This window comes from Agrobacterium sp. 5Ca50, from assembly GCF_055381905.1.
The window spans coordinates 1064603-1087706 of record NZ_AP026438.1 but is presented as its reverse complement, the minus strand read 5'-3'; the positions used below and the strand labels follow the sequence as shown (position 1 = coordinate 1087706).

Genomic DNA, 23104 nt, shown 5'->3' with positions numbered 1-23104 from the left:
TCACGCGGCGTCACGCCGGACCACGCCATTGCGCGACCAGATCAACGGTCAGGGTGCACACCACGAAAACCGCTGCGGCAAAGATCGTCGTACCGATGACCAGCGGGAAATCGCCGTCCAGCGCAGCTGTGATCGCCATGCGCCCAATGCCGTCGAGGCCGAAGATCGTTTCGGTGACGATGGCGCCCCCCATGATGACGGCAAGCTCAAGCCTACCCAGCGTGATGATCGGATTAAGGGCTGCCTTCAACGCGTGCGACAGGTAGATCCTGCTTTCACTCAAGCCCTTGGCACGGGCGGTGCGGATGTAATCCTGGCCGAGCACGTCGAGCATGCCTGCCCTGACGATGCGCTGGAAAATGCCGATTTCGGCGATCGCCAGCGTTGCCCATGGCAGGATAAGGTGCCTTGCCCATTCCAGCGGATTTTCCGTCAACGGCACGTAACCACTGCTCGGAAACCAGCCATAGCCGTGGTTGGTCAGCTGGTAGAAAAAGAAATAGGAGATCAGAATGCCGCTCAGAAAGGTCGGAATGGACAGGCCGACATAGGCAAAAAAGGCCAGCACATGGTCGATGAAGCGGCCATGCCACCGTGCGGCGACAACGCCTGAAATGATCGATATCGTCATCCAGATGACCAGCGCACCCAGTGCCAGCGAGATCGTCACCGGCGCCTTGGCCAAAATGAGGTCAGTAACCGGTGCCTGTTTGCGGAAGGAAAAGCCGAGTGCTGGCGGCCAATGCATCAGCCCCATCGGCGCGCCCTGAATGTCCGGCCCGCGGAACAGGTAATACCACAGCTGGTCATACCATGGTTCGTTGAGACGCAGCGCCCGCGCCACGCCATCTATGGTTTCCTGCGTGGCGTTGCGCGGTGCCAGCATGGCGGCCGGATTGCGATAGGCAATACGGGTGATGAAGAACGACAGGATCAGCACGATGACGAGTGTCGAGGCGGACCGAAACACGGTGGAAAGAAGGTTTCTGGTCATGGATTACAAACGCCTTTGATGCGGATCGAGCACGGTTCTGAGCCCGGAACTCATTGTATTGAAGCCGACCACGGTGAGAAAAAGAGCCAGTGCGGGGCCGGCCAGAAACCAGGGCTGGTCCTGATAAAGCGAGGTGCGCTGCGCCTCGGCAATCATGTTGCCCCAGCTTGGCATCGGTGCCTGAATACCAACCCCGAGAAAGGACAACGTCGCTTCGGCCACGATATTGGCCGGAAGCTGCACAGCCCAATAGACCAGCAGGGTCGGCAGGATGTTGGGCAGGATATCGAGACAGATGATGCGGGCTTTTGAAGCGCCAGAAACCAGCGATGCCTCAATCATCGGGCTGGAGCGCAGTTCCAGCACCATGCCGCGCGTCAGGCGGGCAAAGTAGGTCCAGGAAAACAGCGCAATGACCAGAATAACGACAATCACAGGCGATATTACCGGCATGCCCTGCTCGCCCCTGTTCAAAGACAGCAGGCTGAGCGCCGTGACAACAAACGGAAACGACATGGCGACATCGATGGCCTGACTGACGATCCGGTCGACCCGACCGGCAAGAAAACCACTGATCATGCCAATCAGCGTCCCAATGATCATCGCTGCCGTGGTGGCGGGAATGCCGACCAGCAGTGAAATCTGCGCGCCATAAAGTGTGCGCACAAACACATCACGACCGTTGCCATCTGCCCCCAGCGGAAAGGCCCAGGATGGTCCGACCGGCAGGCCCATCTCATCCAGCGCCACATCCGGAAACAGGTCGGTCGGGCCATGCCCGGTCAGATAGGCGGCCAGAGGTGCCAGGACGGCCGCCACCAGCACGGCAAAGACGATAATCGCGCCAATCCGCACGCTGCGTTCACGCCACAAGACAGCGGCAAATTTCGGCAACCAGTGACGGCGCGGTGCCTCTTCGATAACATCAACCGACATAGGACACGGCCTTCACCACGGTATTGACGGGTTGACGTTTGCCGCCAGGCATCGAGGCCAGCAAACGCTTTGTGTAAGCGTGCTCTGCCCGCTCGAAGATGCGCCTTGTCGGGCCGGCCTCGACGATATGCCCCTTCTCCAGCACGATGACGCGGTCGCACAATTCACCGACCACACCGAGATCGTGCGAAATGAACAGGAAGGAAATTCCCAGCCGGTCGCGCAGGCGACGCAGCAGCTCGACGATCTTGGCCTGTGTGGTGATATCGAGCGCCGACACCGGCTCATCCGCCACGACAAGCGACGGGCGCGAGGCAATTGCCCGTGCAATGGCCACCCGTTGCCGCTGACCACCTGAGAGCTGTGAAGGGAAACGCGTGGCAATGGCCTCCGGCAGCTCCACCTCTGCCAGCAACTGACGGACCTGCTGGCGCAGGCGCGTGCGGTCCCGTTCACCGGCAATCACGAAACTGTCTCCAAGAATGGCTTCAACGCTTCGCCTGGGGTTGAGGCTGGCGTAAGGGTCCTGAAAAACCACCTGAATGTCGCGGCGTGCTGCACCGGTCAGCGTGGTCGGCCGCCCGGCCCTTGCGTAATTGACGCCGGACAGCGCGATAGAGCCATCATCGGGCCGGTCAAGACCGGCAATCAGCCGACCGATGGTTGATTTTCCCGACCCGGACTCACCGACCAGTCCGAGAATTTCGCCCTTGGCGATCGAAAACGTCACGTCCTCCAGCACCGGCTGGCCTGCAACGAAAGAACGGCTGAGACCGTCCACGTCAAGCAGCGACTGGGCGGAGCTGACGGCCGGTGGCTGCGTATAATTTCTGGGACCGTCCAGCCGCGCCGCACTCAACAATTCGCGCGTATAGGCATGTTTCGGTGTGGTATAGATCGCATCGGCAGCGGCACGTTCGACCACAAGACCGTCTCGCATCACCACAACATCATCGGCGATATCGGACACGACAGCCAGATCATGGCTGACGAAGACCAGTGCGGTACCGTGCCTCTCCTGCAGACGTCGCAGCAGATCAAGAATGGATGCCTGAACAGTGACGTCGAGCGCCGTGGTCGGCTCATCGGCGATGATCAGGCCGGGGTTCAGCGCAATGGCAATGGCAATCATCACGCGCTGGCGCATACCGCCCGAAAGATGGCGCGGATAATCATCCAGCCGCTTTTCCGGGTTTGAAATTTCAACGTCGTGGAGAAGCGCGAGAACACGCTCGCGCTTCTCCTTTTTGCCGATGGATCGGTGCGCCGATATCGCCTCACCGATCTGGTCGTCAATCGTCTTGAGTGGATGAAGGTTGCTCAGCGGGTCCTGAAAGATAAAGCCGATCTCAGCCCCTCTTATCTTCCGCAACGCCGCCGGTGACGCGCCCAGTATCTCCCGCCCCCGGTAGAGAACACTGCCGCGAACCTTTGCCGAGGCTGGTATCAGACCAGCTGCCCCCAGCAGGCTGGCACTCTTGCCCGATCCGGACTCACCGACAATTGCCAGCGTCCTTCCCGCTTCGACATCAAATGATACGCCTCTGACAGCCTCGACGGTGCCAAAACGAACCTGCAAATCGTGAACGGAAAAGACGCTCATCGGACTAGTTCTTCACTGCAATGTTGGTGATGTCGGCCTGAACAGCCAGCGACGACCACGCCCAGTGGGTGATGCGATCAGAGGTGATCGCAATCTTGCGCTTTTCAAACAGCGGGATCCACGGAATGTCGGCGGAGACGATCTTGTCGGCCTTGGTCCACAGCGGACCTGGATTGTCCGAAGGGAATGCCTCGGCTGCCAGCTTGTTGAGTTCGGCATTGCTGTAGCAGATCGAGTTGACGTTGCCCGTGCCGCATGGCGAGGCATCCGAGTTCAACCAACCGCCGAGAAGCATACGGGTGCTTGGACCCTGCCAATCTGGCGCAAACTGGCCACCAAGCGAGATGTCCCATCTGCTCTTGGCATCCTGAATGAAGGCGTACCACTGGGTCGGTGGAACCGGGATCAGGTTCAGCTCGATACCGGCCGCAGCCACATCTTCCTTCACCGCAACGGCAATCGCCTCAAACTGGGCTGTGGTACGATAGATCGCATCAAACTTCACGCCATTGGGATAGCCAGCCTTGGCAAGCAATTCCTTTGCCTTTGCCGCGTCACCCTTGTTGCCTTCGGTTGGATAAGGATCAAACGCCTCATAACCGAGAATTGTCGAGGTGATGATCTGCGACAGCGGCACGGCGGCAATCGGGCCACCCTGAACCTGCACGAGGTGGGCGCGGTTGACGGCATAGGTCAGCGCCTGGCGCACTTCCGGCTTTCTCAACGCATTGGCACCGTCGCTCTGTGCTTCCGGGCGAGCATTAAAGGTGATGAAGTTGGCCGCGCCGCTGTTGGACGAATGCAGCTGTTCCGCCTTCTGGGTCTGGAAACGTCTGATCGCGGTTCTTGGCGGCGTGTCGAGATAAAGCGAAAGATCCGCCTCACCTGCCTCAATCTTCTGGACGATGCTGTCTTCGCTATTGGCAGTAAAATCAACGACGATCTCATCGACATAGGCTTTGCGGGCCTCGTCACTTTCCGGCTTGAAGTTCTTGGCCTTTTTCAAAACCAGCTTCTGGCCGTCCTGATAGCTATCAACGTAATAAGGACCGCTGGACGGGAAGTTCTTGCGGAACTCGGCTGAGTCAGGGAAATATTTCGACGCGACTTCCGGTGGCAGTGGCGACACGAAGTTCATCGAGAGAATGTTGAGGAAGTCGTAGTTCTTCGAATCCGACTTGATGACCAGCGTCTTGTCGTCAGGGGCGCTGACGCCAGAGATTTCGTGGGCGTCGATGAAGGCCTTGGTTGCAGTGAGATCACCGGTCGGAACCTTGGCAAATTCTTCGCAATAGGCCTTGAAGCCTGAGATCGCCAGGTTGAAGTAGTTGATGGCGGCAACCTGCTTGTTTGGATCACAGAAGCGCTTGATATTGTAGACGAAATCGCCTGCTACAATCTTGCGGTCAATCGGTCCGGAAAAGAAGACGTCGTCTTTCAGATGAAAGGTATAGGTCTTGCCTTCATCAGACACGTCCCAGGACTTGGCAAGGTCCGGCACCAGCTTTGTATCGTCCTTGATGTCGGTGGATGCGCCGGGATAGGTGACCAGCTGGCGGGTAACAGCACGCAGGATTTCCCAGGAATCCGTGCTGTAACCGGTCAGCGGATCGAACGCATCGAGATCCGCCTGCAGGGAGGCAATGCGCAGCGTACCGCCATATTGCGGCTCACTTGCCAGCGCCTGTCCCCCAAGCGCAACGATAATGGCAAGGCTCGACGCAACACGTCCCAGTGCTGAGCGGTGAGAATGAGATTTCATCGGAATAACCTTAATTGATAATGTCTATAATATTTATAGATTTTAGGCATTCCGAGAATGTTGCAAACTTCCAAACTTCTCAGCTCAGGGGGAAATATCTGCCTGTTTAAGAAGCAATCTGCGGAATAGACTTCCGCCCTGCCCGTTCTGCAGCCTGTACGCATGCCTCGAAACTGCGGATCATCAGATGACGAAAATCATGCCGGGTCGGTGCTCGGCGATAGAAGATTTTCATTTATCGGCAAAAATTTAGAACAGACATGCCGCGCCTTCCGCTCGTTTATGTATCATATCTATAAAAATTATAGAAATTAAGGATTCTGGAAGAATGGCACGCAGCTGGAGATCATTTACGCTTGGTTTAACCGGGGCACTTGTCGGCGCCGCATTATCGTCGGCAGCCTTTGCAGCTGAAAGTGGCGGAACACTGAACCTGATCGTCCAGCCGGAGCCCATCTCGCTCAATCCCGGCATCAACCGCCTGGGTCCGGCGACCTTTGTCGGCAACAAGATCTATGATTCGCTGCTTGGTTATTCGGCCAAGGAGATCGCCCCTATTCCGCGGCTGGCGGAAAGCTGGGAGATTTCCGCCGATGGCAAGACCTATACGTTCAAGCTGCGCCCTGGCGTTACCTGGCATGATGGTGAGCCCTTCACATCAAAGGATGTCGCCTTCAGCATCGGCGATTTCCTGCCAATACAGCATGCACGCTCAAAAGATCTCAGCGCCCAGATCGACCACATCGAAACGCCTGACGATCTAACAGTCGTCTTTACCCTCAAGGCACCCTACCCGGCCTTCCTCTGGTCACTCAACGTGGCTATCGTTCCGGCTCATAAATATGTCGGCGTTACCGATCTGCGCACCGCGCCTGCAAATTCCGAATTTATCGGCACCGGCCCGTTCAAGTTCTCGGAGTGGAAAAAAGGCAGCATCATCCGCCTGGTTCGCAACGATAAATATTGGGATGCGGGCAAACCCTATCTTGATGAAATAGACTTCCAGATTGTGCCGGATGCCAATTCCCGCGCCATTGCGTTTGAAACCGGACAGGTCGATGTACTTCGCTCGGGTGACGTCGAGAACTTCGACATTCCCCGCCTCTCGGCGCTTGAAGGTGTTGCCGTCAACGAGGGTGGCTGGGAGTTCCTGCAGCCAATCGGTTACGTGCACATCAACAACCGCAATCCGGTTCTTGCCAACCAGAAAGTTCGTCAGGCGATCACCCAGGCGATCGATCGCGACTTCATCATCAACACCATCTTTGCGGGTTACGGCAAGCCGATCAACGGCCCGTTCTCCAGCCTGTCGGCCTACAAGGACACAAGCGTCGAGACGACCTATTCTTATGATCCGGAAAAGGCCGCCGCTTTGCTGGATGAGGCAGGATACAAGGCTGGTGCCGACGGTACACGTTTCACCCTGAAGCTGGTGCCTCTACCCTATGGTGAATTGTGGTCGCGGCAGGCGGAATATCTGCGCGAGGCGCTAGGTGCCGTTGGTATCAAGGTGGATATCCAGTCCGTTGACGTTGCCGGTTGGTTCAAGCGCCTGACCACTTTCGAATACGATATTGCCCAGAACTTCGTTTACACCACCGCCGATCCGGGTATTGGCATTTCCTACGGTTACAAGACCGTCAAGGGTGACAATGCCGGCAGCACCGGCGGTAACATCAACGGTTATTCCAACCCGGAAGTGGATGCTCTGCTCGATCAGGGGGCGCACGAGCAGGATGACGCAAAGCGCAAGGAAATCTACTCCAAGGTCCAGAAGATCCTGTCGCAGGATGTACCGATGGTTTGGACCCACGACATTGTCTTCCCGACGCTCTATCGCGACAAGGTTCAGGACCTCATCACCACGGCGCTCGGCACCGATGACAATTTCGCCAATGTCTGGCTGAAGAAGTAATGGCGGCAAGGCAAAACACGGCGCAGGGGCACCACCCTGCACTCGGAGGCCGGTCGGCACTTGCCGCCTACGCCATTGGGCTGCGGCTTTCCAAGGCGCTGTTGACACTGCTGTTCGTGGTCATCGGCAGTTTCCTGCTGCTGCGTCTGGCGCCGGGTGATCCGGCGCTCATTCTGGCTGGCGACCAGGGTGGCAGTGACCCGGCCTTTGTCGAAGACTTGCGCCGTCACCTCGGACTGGATGGGCCGGTCTATCTGCAACTGTGGAAATATCTGCAGAGTGTCGCGACATTCGATTTTGGACTGTCCTATCGTGACCAGCGACCGGTGATTGACATCGTGCTGGAAAAAGTTCCGGCAACGCTTGTTCTGACGATCAGCGGTTTTCTGTTCTCGGTCGTTCTCGGCGTGACACTGGGTGCCCTTGCAGCCAGAAAACCGGGTTCGGCGCTGGATGGCGTCATCACCACGATATCGGTGGCATTTTTTGCCATGCCGATGTTCTGGGTCGGCCTTGTCTTCATCATCATCTTTGCCGTCAAGCTCGGCTGGCTGCCATCCTACGGCATGGAAACACCCGCAATCGCCTCGCAAGGCGGATGGCCAGCCTTTGTCAATCGTCTGGCCCATATGGTGCTGCCCGTGCTGACACTCGGCCTTTTCCATATGTCGATTCACGCCCGGGTATCGCGCACCGCACTGCTTCAGGTGTCCGGCATGGATTTCATTCGCACGGCGCGGGCCAAGGGTCTGTCGCCCTGGCGCATCTGGCGTGACCATCTGTTGCGCAACGCCCTGCTTCCGACGATTACCATTGCCGCCTTGCAGGCTGGCCAGCTGATTGGCGGTTCGATCCTTGTTGAGACGGTTTTTGCATGGCCAGGCATCGGCCGGCTGGCCTTCAACGCGCTGACCACCCGTGACTACAATGTGCTTCTTGCGGTGTTCATCGTGTCGTCCTTCGGAGTGATCCTCGCCAATCTGATTGCCGATGCCGCCTACCGACTGATTGACCCGCGCCTAGACCGGGAGGGAACGGTATGAACTTTTGGCCAAACCATCCCCTGCTCAGACCACCCGTGATTTTCGGTTTTGTGGTGTTGGCCGCACTGGCATTTCTGGTGATTTTTGCAGACCTGATCTACCCCGGTGATCCATGGCGTATGGTCGCCCGGCCAAACCTGCCGCCTCTCTCGCCCGGTTTCCCGGCCGGTACCGACATGCTGGGACGTGACCTGACCGCCGGTCTTGTGCATGGCAGCCGGGCAACGCTGGCCGTGGCTGTCAGTGTCGTGGCGTTTGCCGTCAGCCTTGGTGTGACGCTTGGGCTGCTGGCCGGTTATTTCGGTGAAATTGCCGACGAGTTGATCATTCGTATCACCGAGTTTTTCCAGACGATCCCCGGTTTTCTGCTGACGATCATGATCGTTGCCATTCTCTCACCAACCCGCTGGACTGTGGTGTTTGCAATCGCGCTCATCTCATGGCCGCCCATCGTCCGCATTGTGCGGGCCGAAGTGCTGTCGATACGGCGTCTCGACTGGGTACGAGCGGCGCGGGTCAGTGGCCTGTCGCATCTGCGTATCGCCATTTTGCATGTGCTGCCAAATGTGCTGCCACAGGTGGTGGTGCAGGCCTCACTGCTGATTGCAGGCGCTGTGATGATTGAATCCGGCATCAGCTTTCTTGGGCTTGGCAGCCGCGATTCCGTGTCCTGGGGTTTTCTGCTGGCCTCTGGCCGTACCTCGTTCAGCGTCAACTGGTGGCTTTCCACCCTGCCGGGGTTGGCAATTTTCCTCACCGTGCTGGCCTTTAATCTGGTTGGTGACGGGCTGGAGCGCTGGCTGGACCCCAAACATGCCGGGAGGCATCAGCCATGAGCCAGAAACACCCCCCGCTTGTTGCCATAGACAGGCTCAACATCGCCCTCCCCAAGGGCGCAGACCGATCACTTGCGGTTTCCAATGCAACGGTGTCGATTGAACGCGGCGAAGTGCTGTGCATCGTGGGTGAAAGCGGTTCAGGTAAATCGGTTCTCGCCTCTGCCATTGCCGGCCTGTTGCCCGGCAACACATTGAAGATTACAGGCGGTACCCTGACCTTTGACGGACAAGACGTTCTGTCCCTCAATGACGTGCAGCTGCGCAAACTGCGTGGCGCGCGCATTGGCTATATTTTTCAGGAGCCGATGACCGCCCTTAACCCGCTGTTGACGGTTGGTCGTCAGGTGGCGGAAACACTTGAGGCCCATGGCTTTCCGGCACCGAAAGACAAGATCGCCGCACTGTTTGCGGCTATGAAACTGCCGGAGCCCGACAAGATCGGCCAGCGATATCCGCATGAACTGTCGGGCGGGCAGCGGCAGCGGGTGGCGATTGCCATGGCCATTGCCTGCGAACCGGAACTGCTGATTGCCGATGAGCCGACCACGGCGCTGGATGTTACCACCCAGTCCGAGATCCTCAGGCTGATCATTGATCTGCGTGAAAAGCGCGGCCTTGCGGTGCTGTTCATCACCCACGACTTTGGGGTGGTTGCCGACATTGCCGACCGTATCGTGGTGATGGAAAACGGCGAAATCGTTGAGGCTGGCAGTGCCGCCGATCTGTTGGTGCATCCACAGCACCCCTATACGCGCCGATTGCTGGCGGCTGTGCCTGACCTTGATGACAAAAGACATCGCCCACCGGTCAACGGTTCGGTGCTGCTTCAGCTTGACGGCATCCGCAAGACCCATGCTGCCCCGCGCCGCCTGCTACGCGCAGCACGTGAACCGGTGGCAGCGCTTGGTGGCGTTGACCTGCTGCTGCGAGAAGGTGAGACGCTTGCTCTGGTCGGGGAAAGCGGTTCCGGCAAATCAACGCTCGGTCAGGTGATTACCGGGCTTATCGAAAGGGATGCCGGCACCTTCCGGTTTGCCGGAGAGGACATCGTCAGCGCCAAAGATCTGTTTACGCGTGAGCGGCGGCCGCTGGTGCAGATGGTGTTTCAGGATCCTCAGTCCTCGCTTAACCCGCGCCACAGCATTCGCCGTATCCTGACGGAGGCTGTTCTGCATTTCGGGGCCAGCAAGGATGATGCAGAAGCACGGATGAACGAGCTTTTGCAGCGCGTGGGCATCGATGTGCGGGCAGCCGACCGCAAGCCGCACGCCTTTTCCGGCGGCCAGCGCCAGCGTATCGCACTGGCGCGCGCCTTGATGTTGCAGCCCAAACTGCTGGTGGCCGATGAACCGGTCTCGGCACTTGATGTTTCGGTGCAGGCGCAGGTTCTGACGTTGCTGACTGAACTGCAAAAGGAATTTGGCCTGTCGATGCTGTTCATCACCCACGACCTGCGCGTTGCCGCCTCGATTGCCGACCGGATTGCGGTGATGCAGCGCGGCCAGATTGTCGAGGTTGCTCCCGCCGACGCGCTCATTCGCGCGCCAAAATCAGACTATGCCCGCGCCCTCATCGCCGCCGTACCCGGCCGGCGTGAACAGGCAAACCATCGGGTTCCTTCCTTCACACAACGAGACTTCGCATGACACATAACAGCATTTCATCAAGACGGAAGCGACCTTCATCGGTCGCTTCGGAGACCCGGTCATGAGTGGCAAAATTCATCTTCACTGGTATCTGCCAACCAATGGCGACAGCCGCGGACTGACTGGTTCGGGCAATGACAGCCACCTTATCGACTTTGCCGGCGGTTACCGCGCCCCCACCCTCGCCTATCTTGGTGAGGTTGCACGGGCGGCCGAAGCTCAGCCCTTTCACGCTGTGCTGACCCCAACCGGCACGTGGTGCGAAGACGCATGGATTGCCACCGCGGCCCTGTCTGCCGAGACAAAACGGTTGAAATTTCTGGTGGCCTTTCGCCCCGGTCTGATTTCGCCAACTCTGGTTGCGCATCAGGCCGCTACCTTCCAACGGGTGACGCAGGGTCGTTTGCTGCTCAACGTGGTGACCGGCGGTGACCGTTTTGAACAGGCGCGGTTTGGCGACCACCTCGACCACGATGCACGCTACGAGCGGACGGCAGAGTTCATTCAGGTGCTGCGCGGCGTCTCCGACGAAACCGCCCAAGAGCCGTTTTCCTTCAAGGGCAAACATTACGACATCCGCGAAGCGCGCATCAATGCGGCCCCTTACGGCCTGCCGCAGATCTTTTTTGGTGGCGCAAGCGGTGCAGCAACCGAAGTCGCCACCTCGCATTCCGACGTTTATCTGGTCTGGGGGCGTCAGCCAGAACTTGAAGCTGACAACATCAAAAAGCTGAAGGCGCAGGCGGCGGCGAAGGGTCGCGACCTGAAATTTGGCATTCGCCTGCATGTGATTTCCCGCGACACCGAAGATGAGGCATGGGCGGTGGCCGACAAGCTGCTCGGTTGGGTTTCCCCTGATCAGGTGGCAAACGCCAAAAGCCTCGCGGCAAAATCGGAATCCGTCGGCCAAAGCCATATGAGGGCGCTGCATGCCGAACGGGATGGCCTGCCAAAATCAGCCCGTGAACTGCAAATCCATCCCGGTGTGTGGTCCGGTTACGGCCTCGTGCGCGGTGGCGCAGGAACCGCGCTGGTCGGAAGCCATGAACAGGTGGCAGACCTGATCGAGACCTACCACAAGGCAGGGTTTGATCATTTCATCTTCTCCGGCCAACCGCATTTGGAAGAAGCATGGCATTTCGGTGAAGGCGCTGCCGCCCGCCTGAAATCCCGTGGTCTGCTGGCACCGGTGTCGTGATGTAGAGACTGGTGTCCTGCCCTGACAGGACACAAAAGACGGCTGCGCATTGATAATGCAGTGCGCATGCCTTGCTGCTTTCAATTTTCGGGATACCCCACATGACTGAACAGACCCGCCCGATAGAGGTTCGCGCCCTTACCAGCACGCAAGAAAAGCGACAGGCCTTTGCCCAGTTTCGTCAAGCCATGCTTGGCATTGGCGACATTGGTCACGCCGATGCGAAGGTCGAAACCGCCTATCTGGAAAGCGGTTCACCGCTTGGTGGATTTATCGATGGTGAGCTGCAGGGCGTGGTCAATGGTTATGGCGGTTCTGTTGCCCTACCCGGTGGCAATTACGTCAGTCACCTCGCAGTGACACATGTTGGCGTCGCCCCGACCCAGACACGCAACGGCATTGCCCGTACGCTGTTAAGCGAGCAGTTAAAGCGCGCCCAAGCCGAAGGTTATGTGGTGGCGGGCCTGCGTGCATCGGACGCGCGTATCTATGGACGTTACGGATATGGCATCGCCTCCTGGGCGGTGCGGCAGGATGTTGACCTTGCCAATGGCGGGCGACCACGGCCAGAGCGGCGCAAGGACTTGCGCGTGGTTGATGCCTATGAGAGTTTTGACCTGTTCCGGAGGGTTGCCGCTGCAGCGCCCTCGCCACGTTCCGCCAGCCTGCAACGCTGGGACGGCTGGTGGAAAATTCAGGAGTTTCGCACCCGACGTGCATCCACCCCGCATCATGCCGTGGTGGTTGGCGCTGAAGGGGCGGAACGCGGTTATATCCGTTTCCATATTCAGGCAACGGACAACTGGTTTACCTCAACGCAGCGCACGGCCATTGTCGATGATCTGATCGCTCATGATGACGATGCCTGGCGGGCGCTACTCGGCCATGTGTTGTCGCAGGATATTCTGCACAAGGTCATTTTGCCATCACGTCCCGTCGATGATCCATTGCCGCGGCTGGTCGAAAATCTGCGCGCCGTTCAGACCTCGGAGCTGCGTGATGAAAGCTGGATACGCCCACTCGATCTGCAGAAGCTGCTGAACGCCCGGTCTTACGACAGCAAGGCCCGTGTGGTGATAGAGGTCACCGATCCGCTGATCGCAGACAATAATGGCGCGTGGACGGTTGGCGCAGATGGCGCGGCAAAATCGAGTGAGACACCAAAGATCAGCCTGCCAATCGACACGTTGACGGAACTGGTGTTTGGCGCATCCCCGGCCTGGTCACTAGCTGCGTCCGGTCGCCTGCGCGGTGACCGCGCCGATATCGATGCGCTCGACAGGGTCTTTGCGACAGAACAGAAGCCACATTCGGGCATCTCATTCTGAGGGAATGCAGCGGAAAATGCGCGGGTGCTGAATCAGTTTTCTTCGATCAGCTTTCTTCGGGCATGGCATAGACCTCGAAAGGTTCGCCGAGACCGCGCAGCATGAAACTGCCAAGCGGCTTCAACTCTTTCCAGTGACCGGATTTTTTCGCAAACTCCTTGGAGAACAGCACAGAGTGGCCGACTTCCTTGGTCAGGCTTTCCAGCCGCGATGCGATGTTGACCGCCGGGCCGATGGCTGTGAAATCCAGCCGTCGCTTAGAGCCGATATTGCCATACATCACGTCCCCGACATGCACGCCAACGCCGTAACGCAGGTTAGGCTTGTCGCGCCGCTGGTTTTCGGCATTCAGACGTTCCATGCCCTTCTGGCCTTCGCGGATCGCCTCCAGCAGATTGTGGCAGGCATTTTCATTGTCCATCGGGAAAACAGCAAGCAGACCATCGCCCATGAATTTGAGGATTTCGCCACCGTGATTTTCAACCGGCTCGGAAAGTGCATCGAAATAGCCGTTAAGCATTTCAATCACGTCATCGCGTGGCCAGAGATCTGAGATTTCGGTAAAGCCACGAAGGTCGCAGATCATGATGGCGGCGCTCATGGTAGCACCCGAGCCTCTGGTGATTGCACCAGCCAAAATCTGTTCACTGGCGTGAGGGCCGACATAGGTCTCCAAGAAAGTCCGCGCCATGATGTTCTTGACGCGGATTTCCGTCACCATTGACAACACCGGCAGAAGGTCTTTCAGAAAGACGATATGTTCAGGCGAAAAACCACCCTGCTGTTTGGTGGCAAAAGTCACCACATGGCGTTTTCCACGGGTGTGGATCACCGGCCAGGCAACATAATCGGTAATGCCCTGCTGCTTCAGCTCATGATAAAAATCGTGCCAGCCACCATTCTCAATCTCTTTGTCCAGCTTCTTGCGAAGCTCGTCGGCACCATCGAGGATTTCGTTGACCGGGCTTTTGATGTACTGGCCGCTGCGCAGCATATCACGGCCAAACATGTCGATCTGGACTTCGTCAAAGCCCGTTTCCCACAAAAGGCGCGCACCCAACCATTCCGGATGGTGGGTTCTGAAATGCATGGACGAGCGGGCCAGTGGAAGGCCGTAGGCGGCAATGCGCTCACACAGGCCTTTCAGCAAATGGTCAATAAAGGGCTCCTGGCTGGTTCCGTTGATCAGCCAGTCAAGAATATCGTTCGGGGTGGTAGGCCAAGGCGCAAGGGGCTTAACCTGCGCAGCCTGTTCAGTGATATCCAAGGAATGCTCCATTTGCTCAGCAGGCTTTTGAAAAAAGCCAGCCATTCTCCCGCGCATCCTCCCCACACGCTACGGGGTGAAGATAGGAACGAATTTCGCCACCAACAAGGAGCGAAAGAAAATGGCGGCCTAATTATTCGCTGGCGAAGCAAAAATATCGCACCGGCAGTCAAAACGGCGAAACGCCCCCTATGTTGCCATAGAGGGCGTTTTTAGAATTTAAGCTTACAATATCAACCACTTAGGCGGCGCGACCGACCTTTGCCATGCGGATCTGTACCAGCGTGTCGAGGTTCTGGTTGACGCGGCAATAGAACTCTTCATCGATAAAAGGTCGCAGCATGAAATCATTGCCGCCGGCCTTCAGGAAGCGTGCCGACAACAGACGATTGGTCGATGACGACACACCGATTACACGCAATTCATGCGAACCGCGCATGGTGCGAATGCGGCGCGTCAGTTCAAAACCGTCAATATCAGGCATGTTGTAATCCGTCACGACAAGGCCGATATCCGGGTTGTCCTTGAGGATCTGCAGCGCCTTGGCACCGCTTTCGGCCAGGCTGACGCGGAAGTTATAACGCTTCAAACGGCTGGACAGTAGCGCACGCGCGGTTGGGCTATCGTCCACGATCAGAACGTGATGGCGGCTGTTGGTCAGGAAACGGCAAACCGATTCCGTCAACATATCCACGGCAAACACATTGTCCTTGATGATGTAATCGACCACATCCTTGGCAATCAGCTTTTCGCGGGTCGCCTCATGGAACGTGCTGGTGAACACGATGGTCGGCACGGAAAGATCGATCAGATATTCCAGCGCCTCGCCGTTTTCAGCGCCCGGCAGATTGATGTTGGAAATCGCCAAATCAATCGGACCATCTGCGGCATCATAAGCTTCCTGCAACTCTTCGAAGTTGCGGCAAATGGTAACCTGTACACCCAACATATCCATCAGGCGTGTGCTGACCAGCTGGGTAAAGACGTTGGTGTCTTCGGCAAGAATGATGCGTTGCGCAGAAAACGGTACACCGGAATATTGCATCCCGGTAATTCCTAAAAAGTTCATGACACCCCCGGTTGTGGACAAAGCCCCTCTGCGCCGGACTGTAACCAATAGTTTTTGCGGAATAATTAATCGCGTATTGCTGATATACACTATTTAAAATCAGCCCCGGACACCTACGCCAGAGCTGATTTGTTGCCTTACACGGGCAAATCAGGCCCGCAGTACTTGGTTATCGCCATCAAACGGGCTTTCTGCCACCACCTGAGCGTCATACAACTTGCCGAGGATCTTGATTTTTAGCTGTGTGCCGATTTCAGAAAACTCCGGTGCCAGCATGGCGAGCGCCAGAGATTTGCCGACACGCCAGCCAAAACCGCCACTCGTCACACGACCGACCAGCGTACCGTCCGCATCGTAAATTGCCTCCGAGCCACGCGCATCGACGTCCGTATTGCCCTCGACCACCAGTGTCGAGAATACCCATTTGACGCCCTTCTCCTTATAGGCGACCAGCGCATCGCGGCCGATAAAGGATTTCTCCGGGCGCAAGAAACGATCAAGGCCGGATTCGTAGGCGTTATATTCCACCGACAGCTCACGTCCCATGTTGCGATAGGACTTTTCGACCGACATCGACACCATGGCGCGAATACCAAACGGCTTGATACCGAACTCGGCACCGGCCTCCATCAACTGGTCGAAAATATAGTTCTGGGTTTCGATGGGGTGATGCAGTTCCCAGCCCAATTCGCCAACAAAGTTGACGCGCAGGGCATGGGCACGCGCCACACCAACCGAGATCTCCTTGGCGGTCAGCCATGGGAAATCCTTGTTGTCGAGGCTAGTGCGGGTCAGCTTCTTCAACAGGTCACGCGACTTGGGGCCGGCCAGAACAAGCACGCCGTATTTCTGGGTGATTGGCTGCAGCACCACCGAACCATCTGTCGGTGCCAGACGGCGCAGAACATCATGGTCGTGGGCTTCCAGACCGCCTGCCGAAACTAGGTAGAAACGACCCGGCGCCCATTCATAAACCGTGAATTCCGCCTTGACGCCGCCGGCCGGTGTTAGCAGGTGGGTCAGCGCAATACGGCCGCGCTTCTTGGGAATGGCATTGGCGAGAATGCTGTCCAGCCAAGCCCGTGCGCCGGGGCCTGACACTTCCATTTTGGCAAAGGCCGACATGTCGAGAACGCCGACATTGTTGGTGACATTCTTCACCTCATTGCCGACATGCTCGAAATAGTTGGAGCGGCGGAAAGACCATTTTTCAACTGTGCGTCCATCATCGAGCGGTGGCGCATAATTGTGGTTGGTCAGAACATCGACGCCGACGCCCTTTTCGCTTTCGGGCAGTTCGTAACCTTCTGGCGCATACCAGTTGGCACGCTCCCAGCCATAGACAGAGCCGAACACGCCACCGAGTTTCTTCAGGCGATCGTAGACAGGTGTTGTTTTGAGTGGACGCGCCGCAGCACGCTCCTCATCCGGGTAATGCATGGTGAACACGTTGGCATAGGCCTCTTCATTCTTGGCAATGAGATAGCCCTCGGTCGCATAGGGGCCGAAACGACGCGGATCGACGCCCATCATATCGAGGCTTGGTTCTCCTTCGACAATCCATTCCGCGAGCTGCCAGCCGGCACCACCGGCTGCGGTAATACCGAAGGAATGGCCCTCATTCAGCCAGAAATTTTTCAGGCCGGGTGCAGGACCCACAATCGGGTTACCATCCGGCGTATAGGCAATCGCGCCATTATAGACCTTCTTGATACCAACCTCACCGAAGATCGGCACGCGCGCAATTGCCGTTTCGATGTGCGGCATCAGGCGTTCCAGCTCTTCCTGGAACAGTTCGTATTCGCTTTCCGGCGACGGGCCATCAACATAACAGACCGGCGCACCATGTTCGTAAGGACCAAGGATCAGACCACCGGCTTCCTCACGCATGTACCAGGCGCTGTCGGATTCACGCAGAACGCCCATTTCCGGCAGGCCCTTGGCCTTGCGCTCGAGAATGGCCGGGTGCGGTTCTGTGACGATATACTGGTGTTCGACCGGGATGACGGGAATGTTGATGCCAACCATCTCGCCGGTTTTGCGGGCAAAATTGCCGGTGCAGGAAATGGCGTGTTCGGCAATCACCTCCCCCTTGTCGGTCGTCACCTTCCACTTGCCGTCCTCCAGCTGTTCGATGGCGGTGACCGTGGTGTTGCGGTAAATGGTGGCGCCCTTGTCGCGCGCACCCTTGGCCAGTGCCTGTGTCAAGTCGGCCGGCTGAATGTAACCATCATCGGGGTGCTGGATTGCGCCGAGAATGCCGTCGGTTTCTGCCAGCGGCCAGACTTCCTTCAACTGCTCCGGGGTCAGCAGCTTGACGTTGACACCAATGGTTTCGGCGATACCGGCATAATACATAAATTCGTCCCAGCGATCCTTGCTGCGTGCCAGACGAATGTTGGACACTTTGGAGAAACCGACATTCATGCCGGTTTCTTCCTGCAATTCCTCATAGAATTTGACGGAATATTTGTGGATCTGCCCCACGGAATAGCTGAGGTTGAACAGCGGCAGCAGGCCAGCAGCGTGCCAGGTGGAACCGGATGTCAGTTCCTTGCGCTCAATCAGGATGCTGTCGCTCCAGCCCTTGGCGGCCAGATGATAAAGCGTCGAGACACCGACAACCCCACCCCCGATAACAACGGCCCGTGCATGTGTTTTCATAATCCGAAATCCCTCTGAGGCATGCCGGCCGCTTTTGGTGCGGCCTTTTGCGAAACTGCTGGCGGATGTCAGAATATGCAATTCGGGAGCGATATCAGGTGCCTGTTTACGACATGCGCAAGGCTTGCCGCGACGGTTAGCAAATTGCTTTTAAAACACGGAAAATCGTCACTGCGCGCCTTACTTGACGACAGCAGAGCCTTTGACGATTTCAACATTTTCCGTGCCTTCCAGCGCAATGCGGTCGCCATTCGGGAAGGTAACGAAACAATTGGAGGCACAGACCTGTTCCGAGGCACCAGGTGCAATCACCACATCAAACCTATTTCCACCCTCGCTAACGGCGAGAGAGGCCGGCTCCGCGTCGCTATTGGTAATAGTAGCCGAGACAGCCGCTGTCGCAGACAGAACAATAACCGTCATCACGGACAATACATGCTTCATGCGTTTTCGGCTGATGTAGCCGCCCCCTTGATAGCCCAATCTCTTCGTCAAAAAGAGTATGCGGTGATTCTAAGGGGCACGCCATGAATAGAGGCTGAATAGTGGCAATCAGCCTTTCTTGTCTGTCGACTTGACGGTTGGCCTAGTGGACACACCGTCAGCAGATTTGTCGGCCGCTTTTGTGTTCGCCGCCGCCTCAACCTGTTGCGGTTCAGGCTTCACCTCGACATTTCCGCCCTCGCCTGCGTCCTTTTCTTTCCGCGCGAGCTTCTCGCTCTCTTCCACCAGTTTGCTGGCGAGAGCCTGCGAGTTGTCACGGTCGACATGCACATTGAGATTGCGCTGTGGCGAGGCGATATCAATGCCCTCCTCGCGGAAGCGTCTGAGAATATCGATCCGCAACTGGTTGCGAACCGGCAAACCGTCCGACAGGTCGGCCAGGAAGAAGCGCACTTCGAAATCAAGCGAGAAGTCGCCAAAGCGCAAGAATTCAACATGCGGTTCAGGATTTTTCAGAATAAGCGGCTGGGCGCGCACCAGTTCCAGCAGGATGTCCATGACCTTGCCTGGATCAGCCTCATAGCTGACGCCAACCGGAATTTCCGAACGGGCAATGCGGTTACGGTGCGTCCAGTTGCCAACCGGAGAATTGATGAACTCGGAGTTTGGCACGATGATTGACTGGCGGCGGAAGGTTTCGATTTCGGTCGCACGCACCGAGATGCGCTTGACGGTGCCTTCGGTCGCGCCTGTGACCACCCAGTCGCCGACCTTGAATGGACGCTCCACCAACAAGATAAGGCCTGACACGAAGTTGGACACGATATTTTGCAAGCCAAAACCGATACCGACAGACAACGCGCTGGCCACCAGTGCGAGGTTGGAGAGGTCAAGCCCGGCGGAGGAAACACCGAAGATGGCGGCAATGGCGATACCGAGATAACCAATGCCCGTCTTGACCGAGTTGCGCACACCGGCGTCAGCCTTGCTGCGCGCCATGACATTGTTGTCCAGCCAACGCTGGAACCAGCGGGTGATGATGTAGCCAATTGCAAAAACCGCGATGCCACCGAACACCGCCAGCAGCGAAATATTGGTGTTGCCAACCGGAATACCAGTCAGCAAGCGGTAGCCCCAGTTCTCGATATCGCCGGGCTGGAAACCCCAGGAAAACAGGATCAGCGGCACGCCAAAGGCAAGTGCGACAACATAGATGCCAAGACCGGCAACAAGTCCCAGTTGGTCAAGAAACACAGGACCGAGGCCATAACGCCGGTACAGGAAACTGCCAGCGACGGAATCGGCAAATATGCCCTGTTTGGAAATCGCCTTGCCGGAGAGAATGCCAATATACATGGTAGCCAGCACGGCACCGGTGACGACAATCTGTGTCGACACAAACCGAGCAAGGCCAACATATCCCGTCAAACACGCACCGATGATAAACAGGCCGGCCAGACGAAACAACACGTTCATCCAGCGTGGTAGGCGTTGTCCGGGTGCGGCCGGATCTGCATCCTTCTGCATGACCGGGTGCATGAAGGACATGATGATGAGGATGATACCGACAATGACCGATGCAACGAAGCTTTTCACCACCGTCAGGATAACAGGTGAATACAGCGCCTCACTGATACCGCTCAGCAGATAGTCGAAACCATTGACCACGGTCATGGCCAGCACAGCCCAAGTCAGGTGGTGCGCGCCGGTATTGCTGACACGAACCAGACGCCAGTTCGGGTGCTTGGGCGCAAACACCGCATAGGTCAGGCGCCAGACGAAGTAAACCAGACCGGTAAAGCCCATGGCCGTAAAGACGATGGGCGCAATGTCTGAACGCAGCACATTGAAGTTTTCAAGCAAAAACGCCGATGCCACCAGGAAGGCTACGACCGTGGCCGATTGCACCATGGTGGACCAGAAGGCCACCGAAAGGCGGCGGATATAACCCGGCTCGCCCGAGAAGGCGCTGCGTTCCATGTGGCTGCCAAGGAACTTGTAGCCGCCGACCAGAAACAGCATGGCGGCCAGCAACGACAGGAAGATGGCAGACAACAGTTGAAGCGGCTTGTAGTTCCACACGAAGGTCCACCAGCTACCAACCACCCGCTGGAAGGACGACACTTCGTTGACCAGCGACGAACCGGCAGCCGAAAACACATTCAGCGAAATCTCGGTGCGCTTGAAAAGCGTATCCTTGAAAAGAGACCGGCGCAGATCTGTAATGTGGTTGGACAACTGACTGGCCTGCGTGGACAGTTGTTCGGCCTCGCCCGTCAGTGCATTGATGTCAGCTCTCTCGGCAATCAAACGGCTGCGCTCTTCGGTGACGATCGGCGCTTCTGGCGGTTGGCCATCCTTCGGCGGTTCGCCAAGTTCATCGAGACGGGTCTTGGCGGCCTCAAAACGTGGGCGCAGGCTGACCGAAGATTTAACCGCGTTGGACGCAATGGCATCGGACTGGGCCTTAAGGTCCACCAGTCTGGCATCATCATCTTTTGCCGCTTCAACGGTCTCTGCTAGTTTACCAAGTGCAGCCTTGTTGTTTTGCAGGTCGGTCCGCATCTGCTCAATCGGTGACGACGCATCCGCCGGTACTCCATCCTGCGATAGCGCCAACGAAGGCACGGCACACAAAGCACTGAGCGACAACAGAACAATCAATACAGCTAGCCGCGGCAAACGCCGGGCGTCAGGAATGCCAAACACGTCAATTACCTTTCCGGCGTACGGAATCACTTGCGACCCGAATCTGAAATTCATCACGCTGTTTAAACAAGCACACAACGAACATCAGTTTCATACGTGTCACGCAAAAATATTCAAAACCTGTGTGAAGGATCGAAAATTGGCCCGGCAAAATGGCCTTGAGCCCTTGTTCAATCCCCCTCGACTACCCGCAATTCGGCGTGCAATTTGCCGCAAAATAATGCGCGTAGCGGTTTATGAAAAACGATTGCCGCGACAATAGGGCTTCCAAGCGACTTCTGATGTCCTTTTTTAGGCCAGAAACGCTGTAGAGCCGCTGTTTTCCCTTGTATTTTAATATTAGAATCACCAAATTTAAACTTGCAGTTAGCGTGGGAGGAAATCATGGAATCTGCAGGTGTTGGCTGGATTGCAGCAATTGTCATTGGTGGTGTCGCCGGATGGCTCGCTGAACAGTTCATGAAAAGCAATCTTGGCGTGTTGATGAACATCATCCTTGGTATCATCGGTGCGATTGTCGCCAATGCGATACTATCGTTGTTCGGCGTCGTATTGACCGGTTGGCTGGGCTATCTCATTGCTGGCTTTGTTGGCGCGTGCATACTCATTGCCGTCGGACGTGCATTCCGGAGGTGATTCCTCCTGTATTTACAAACGACTAACATACATTCCCGAGAGCATTCTCCACCGTCGATCTTCGGGAAAAAGATGGGCGTGTCCAGTGTGAGTGAAATTTTTTTGTCATAAAAAACGAAGAAATTTCATTTCCGCGCTGGACATTCCTTTTTTTCCTCTTTATAGCCCCCCTCACACCGCCTGAGGGCGGCGGCGGGTGATTAGCTCAGTTGGTAGAGCAGCTGACTCTTAATCAGCGGGTCGTAGGTTCGAGCCCTACATCACCCACCATTAACTTCCTGAAATGACTGTGAAATTAGAGACTGCGAAGTAACTTCGCCGCCTCTCGCATCATGTCTTTCATGCAGATTTCGAGGATGGGTCATGAGCCGCATTTTGCTTATCGTTCTTCTTGGCGCTCTGGCCATCTCCATCGTCGGACATATCATTTTCGCATTCGTTGTGACGTAAAAAATCCCCCGCGCCCGACTGGAGAAAGGGCACGAGGGATCACATCAAACCAATATTGTTATTCTGTTTGCCGAGCTGTTTCGGGCGTTTCAGTTTTTTTCTGCATGATCAAGACTTCATCGGTCTTTTGATCTGCCGTTTTGGCAATGCTTGCCGTCTTGATTTCAGTATCGACTGCAGCTGATGTATTCAGCTTGGCATGTCCAGCGCATTCGGCAAACGCTACAGGGGCCGAAAGCGCAAGTGTCGAGGCGAGTATGAGAATTGCCTTCATTTCATTCTCCTTTCGCTGTTTCACTGCGCGAGAAGAGTAACCCGCAATTCCAGAATCACGAAATCACGCTTTCTTACCGTGTTCGTCAGAACCTTTATCCGTCACCGACCGGCGCTCGCTGCGCAGATCGAGAGGATTTGGACAGAAACGCCGAAAGATCATTGCCACATGGGTTCCATGCAAATGGATGATGTTTGGAGAGTAGTTTGCTCCGCCATTTGCGGCCGTCAGTTGACGGTTACCACTTCTACCTGAGCCGTTACCCGTGTGTTGCATCGCGTTTCTCCTTCTGCCAGGGAAACGGGCAATCCACAAAAATGGTTCCAA

17 protein-coding genes and 1 tRNA gene are annotated in these 23104 nt (G+C 56.7%); 8 read left to right on the top strand and 10 right to left on the bottom strand.

Annotated features, from left to right (window positions below):
* Window positions 1-10: 10 nt before the first annotated feature.
* The 4 genes from ACZ5FM_RS05210 to ACZ5FM_RS05195 are packed head-to-tail and all read right to left on the bottom strand — an operon-like array spanning window position 11 to window position 5295.
* Window positions 11-994, bottom strand: coding sequence for an ABC transporter permease (locus ACZ5FM_RS05210; RefSeq protein WP_464039892.1), 984 nt, complete (start codon window positions 992-994; stop codon window positions 11-13).
* Window positions 995-997: 3 nt separating this feature from the next.
* Window positions 998-1930 (bottom strand): ABC transporter permease, encoded by a 933-nt coding sequence (locus ACZ5FM_RS05205; protein WP_464039891.1) that lies wholly within the window; start codon window positions 1928-1930, stop codon window positions 998-1000.
* On the bottom strand, window positions 1920-3533 hold the full coding sequence (locus ACZ5FM_RS05200) for a dipeptide ABC transporter ATP-binding protein (RefSeq protein WP_464039890.1): 1614 nt from the start codon (window positions 3531-3533) through the stop codon (window positions 1920-1922). The genes ACZ5FM_RS05205 and ACZ5FM_RS05200 overlap by 11 nt, the downstream gene beginning before the upstream one ends.
* 4 nt (window positions 3534-3537) lie before the next feature.
* Window positions 3538-5295 (bottom strand): ABC transporter substrate-binding protein, encoded by a 1758-nt coding sequence (locus ACZ5FM_RS05195; RefSeq protein WP_464039889.1) that lies wholly within the window; start codon window positions 5293-5295, stop codon window positions 3538-3540.
* 328 nt (window positions 5296-5623) lie between these two features.
* Between ACZ5FM_RS05195 and ACZ5FM_RS05190 the strand changes: the two genes are divergently transcribed.
* The 6 genes from ACZ5FM_RS05190 (at window position 5624) to ACZ5FM_RS05165 (ending at window position 13264) form a co-directional block, all read left to right on the top strand.
* Window positions 5624-7210 (top strand): ABC transporter substrate-binding protein, encoded by a 1587-nt coding sequence (locus ACZ5FM_RS05190; protein ID WP_464039888.1) that lies wholly within the window; start codon window positions 5624-5626, stop codon window positions 7208-7210.
* Window positions 7210-8253, top strand: a complete 1044-nt coding sequence (locus tag ACZ5FM_RS05185; RefSeq protein ID WP_464039886.1) for an ABC transporter permease — start codon at window positions 7210-7212, stop codon at window positions 8251-8253. Before ACZ5FM_RS05190 ends, ACZ5FM_RS05185 begins: the two co-directional genes overlap by 1 nt.
* Entirely contained in the window at window positions 8250-9089 is an 840-nt protein-coding gene (locus tag ACZ5FM_RS05180) for an ABC transporter permease (protein ID WP_192487634.1), read from the top strand. The genes ACZ5FM_RS05185 and ACZ5FM_RS05180 overlap by 4 nt, the downstream gene beginning before the upstream one ends.
* The gene (locus ACZ5FM_RS05175; RefSeq protein WP_464039885.1) at window positions 9086-10738 is read left to right on the top strand and encodes a dipeptide ABC transporter ATP-binding protein; all 1653 of its coding nucleotides are present in this window, start codon (window positions 9086-9088) and stop codon (window positions 10736-10738) included. Before ACZ5FM_RS05180 ends, ACZ5FM_RS05175 begins: the two co-directional genes overlap by 4 nt.
* A gap of 61 nt (window positions 10739-10799) precedes the next feature.
* Window positions 10800-11936: an LLM class flavin-dependent oxidoreductase gene (locus tag ACZ5FM_RS05170; protein WP_464039884.1), complete on the top strand. Its 1137-nt coding sequence runs from the start codon at window positions 10800-10802 to the stop codon at window positions 11934-11936.
* A 101-nt stretch (window positions 11937-12037) separates the two neighbouring features.
* Window positions 12038-13264 carry a GNAT family N-acetyltransferase gene (locus ACZ5FM_RS05165; RefSeq protein WP_464039883.1) on the top strand — a complete coding sequence of 409 codons (1227 nt, stop codon included), beginning with the start codon at window positions 12038-12040 and terminating at the stop codon, window positions 13262-13264.
* Window positions 13265-13310: 46 nt separating this feature from the next.
* Here the strand turns inward: ACZ5FM_RS05165 and ACZ5FM_RS05160 are convergent, their stop codons facing one another.
* From ACZ5FM_RS05160 to ACZ5FM_RS05140, 5 genes are all read right to left on the bottom strand, one after another.
* A complete protein-coding gene (locus tag ACZ5FM_RS05160; protein ID WP_441296659.1) occupies window positions 13311-14543 on the bottom strand; it encodes an adenylate/guanylate cyclase domain-containing protein in 1233 nt (410 codons plus the stop codon).
* 229 nt (window positions 14544-14772) lie between these two features.
* Entirely contained in the window at window positions 14773-15600 is an 828-nt protein-coding gene (locus tag ACZ5FM_RS05155) for a response regulator (protein WP_192487629.1), read from the bottom strand.
* Between the two features lie 150 nt (window positions 15601-15750).
* Entirely contained in the window at window positions 15751-18264 is a 2514-nt protein-coding gene (locus ACZ5FM_RS05150) for a GcvT family protein (protein WP_464039882.1), read from the bottom strand.
* Window positions 18265-18444: 180 nt separating this feature from the next.
* A complete protein-coding gene (locus ACZ5FM_RS05145) occupies window positions 18445-18708 on the bottom strand; it encodes a hypothetical protein (RefSeq protein WP_250982747.1) in 264 nt (87 codons plus the stop codon).
* A 108-nt stretch (window positions 18709-18816) separates the two neighbouring features.
* Entirely contained in the window at window positions 18817-21471 is a 2655-nt protein-coding gene (locus ACZ5FM_RS05140; RefSeq protein WP_464039880.1) for a mechanosensitive ion channel domain-containing protein, read from the bottom strand.
* 330 nt (window positions 21472-21801) lie between these two features.
* Here ACZ5FM_RS05140 and ACZ5FM_RS05135 point away from each other — a divergent pair, with 330 nt between their 5' ends.
* On the top strand, window positions 21802-22053 hold the full coding sequence (locus ACZ5FM_RS05135) for a GlsB/YeaQ/YmgE family stress response membrane protein (RefSeq protein ID WP_192487625.1): 252 nt from the start codon (window positions 21802-21804) through the stop codon (window positions 22051-22053).
* A gap of 194 nt (window positions 22054-22247) precedes the next feature.
* Window positions 22248-22323: transfer RNA gene (locus tag ACZ5FM_RS05130), tRNA-Lys, on the top strand.
* Between the two features lie 238 nt (window positions 22324-22561).
* On the opposite strand, the gene ACZ5FM_RS05125 is transcribed toward ACZ5FM_RS05130, so the two are convergent.
* Window positions 22562-22777: a hypothetical protein gene (locus tag ACZ5FM_RS05125; RefSeq protein ID WP_464039879.1), complete on the bottom strand. Its 216-nt coding sequence runs from the start codon at window positions 22775-22777 to the stop codon at window positions 22562-22564.
* Window positions 22778-23104 lie beyond the last annotated feature (327 nt).

Bases quoted from the DNA above. Each gene is read 5' to 3' on its own strand.
- ACZ5FM_RS05210 (WP_464039892.1), bottom strand. From the start codon at position 994: ATGACCAGAAACCTTCTTTCCACCGTGTTTCGGTCCGCCTCGACACTC.
- ACZ5FM_RS05205 (WP_464039891.1), bottom strand. From the start codon at position 1,930: ATGTCGGTTGATGTTATCGAAGAGGCACCGCGCCGTCACTGGTTGCCG.
- ACZ5FM_RS05200 (WP_464039890.1), bottom strand. From the start codon at position 3,533: ATGAGCGTCTTTTCCGTTCACGATTTGCAGGTTCGTTTTGGCACCGTC.
- ACZ5FM_RS05195 (WP_464039889.1), bottom strand. From the start codon at position 5,295: ATGAAATCTCATTCTCACCGCTCAGCACTGGGACGTGTTGCGTCGAGC.
- ACZ5FM_RS05190 (WP_464039888.1), top strand. From the start codon at position 5,624: ATGGCACGCAGCTGGAGATCATTTACGCTTGGTTTAACCGGGGCACTT.
- ACZ5FM_RS05185 (WP_464039886.1), top strand. From the start codon at position 7,210: ATGGCGGCAAGGCAAAACACGGCGCAGGGGCACCACCCTGCACTCGGA.
- ACZ5FM_RS05180 (WP_192487634.1), top strand. From the start codon at position 8,250: ATGAACTTTTGGCCAAACCATCCCCTGCTCAGACCACCCGTGATTTTC.
- ACZ5FM_RS05175 (WP_464039885.1), top strand. From the start codon at position 9,086: ATGAGCCAGAAACACCCCCCGCTTGTTGCCATAGACAGGCTCAACATC.
- ACZ5FM_RS05170 (WP_464039884.1), top strand. From the start codon at position 10,800: ATGAGTGGCAAAATTCATCTTCACTGGTATCTGCCAACCAATGGCGAC.
- ACZ5FM_RS05165 (WP_464039883.1), top strand. From the start codon at position 12,038: ATGACTGAACAGACCCGCCCGATAGAGGTTCGCGCCCTTACCAGCACG.
- ACZ5FM_RS05160 (WP_441296659.1), bottom strand. From the start codon at position 14,543: ATGGAGCATTCCTTGGATATCACTGAACAGGCTGCGCAGGTTAAGCCC.
- ACZ5FM_RS05155 (WP_192487629.1), bottom strand. From the start codon at position 15,600: ATGAACTTTTTAGGAATTACCGGGATGCAATATTCCGGTGTACCGTTT.
- ACZ5FM_RS05150 (WP_464039882.1), bottom strand. From the start codon at position 18,264: ATGAAAACACATGCACGGGCCGTTGTTATCGGGGGTGGGGTTGTCGGT.
- ACZ5FM_RS05145 (WP_250982747.1), bottom strand. From the start codon at position 18,708: ATGAAGCATGTATTGTCCGTGATGACGGTTATTGTTCTGTCTGCGACA.
- ACZ5FM_RS05140 (WP_464039880.1), bottom strand. From the start codon at position 21,471: ATGAATTTCAGATTCGGGTCGCAAGTGATTCCGTACGCCGGAAAGGTA.
- ACZ5FM_RS05135 (WP_192487625.1), top strand. From the start codon at position 21,802: ATGGAATCTGCAGGTGTTGGCTGGATTGCAGCAATTGTCATTGGTGGT.
- ACZ5FM_RS05125 (WP_464039879.1), bottom strand. From the start codon at position 22,777: ATGAAGGCAATTCTCATACTCGCCTCGACACTTGCGCTTTCGGCCCCT.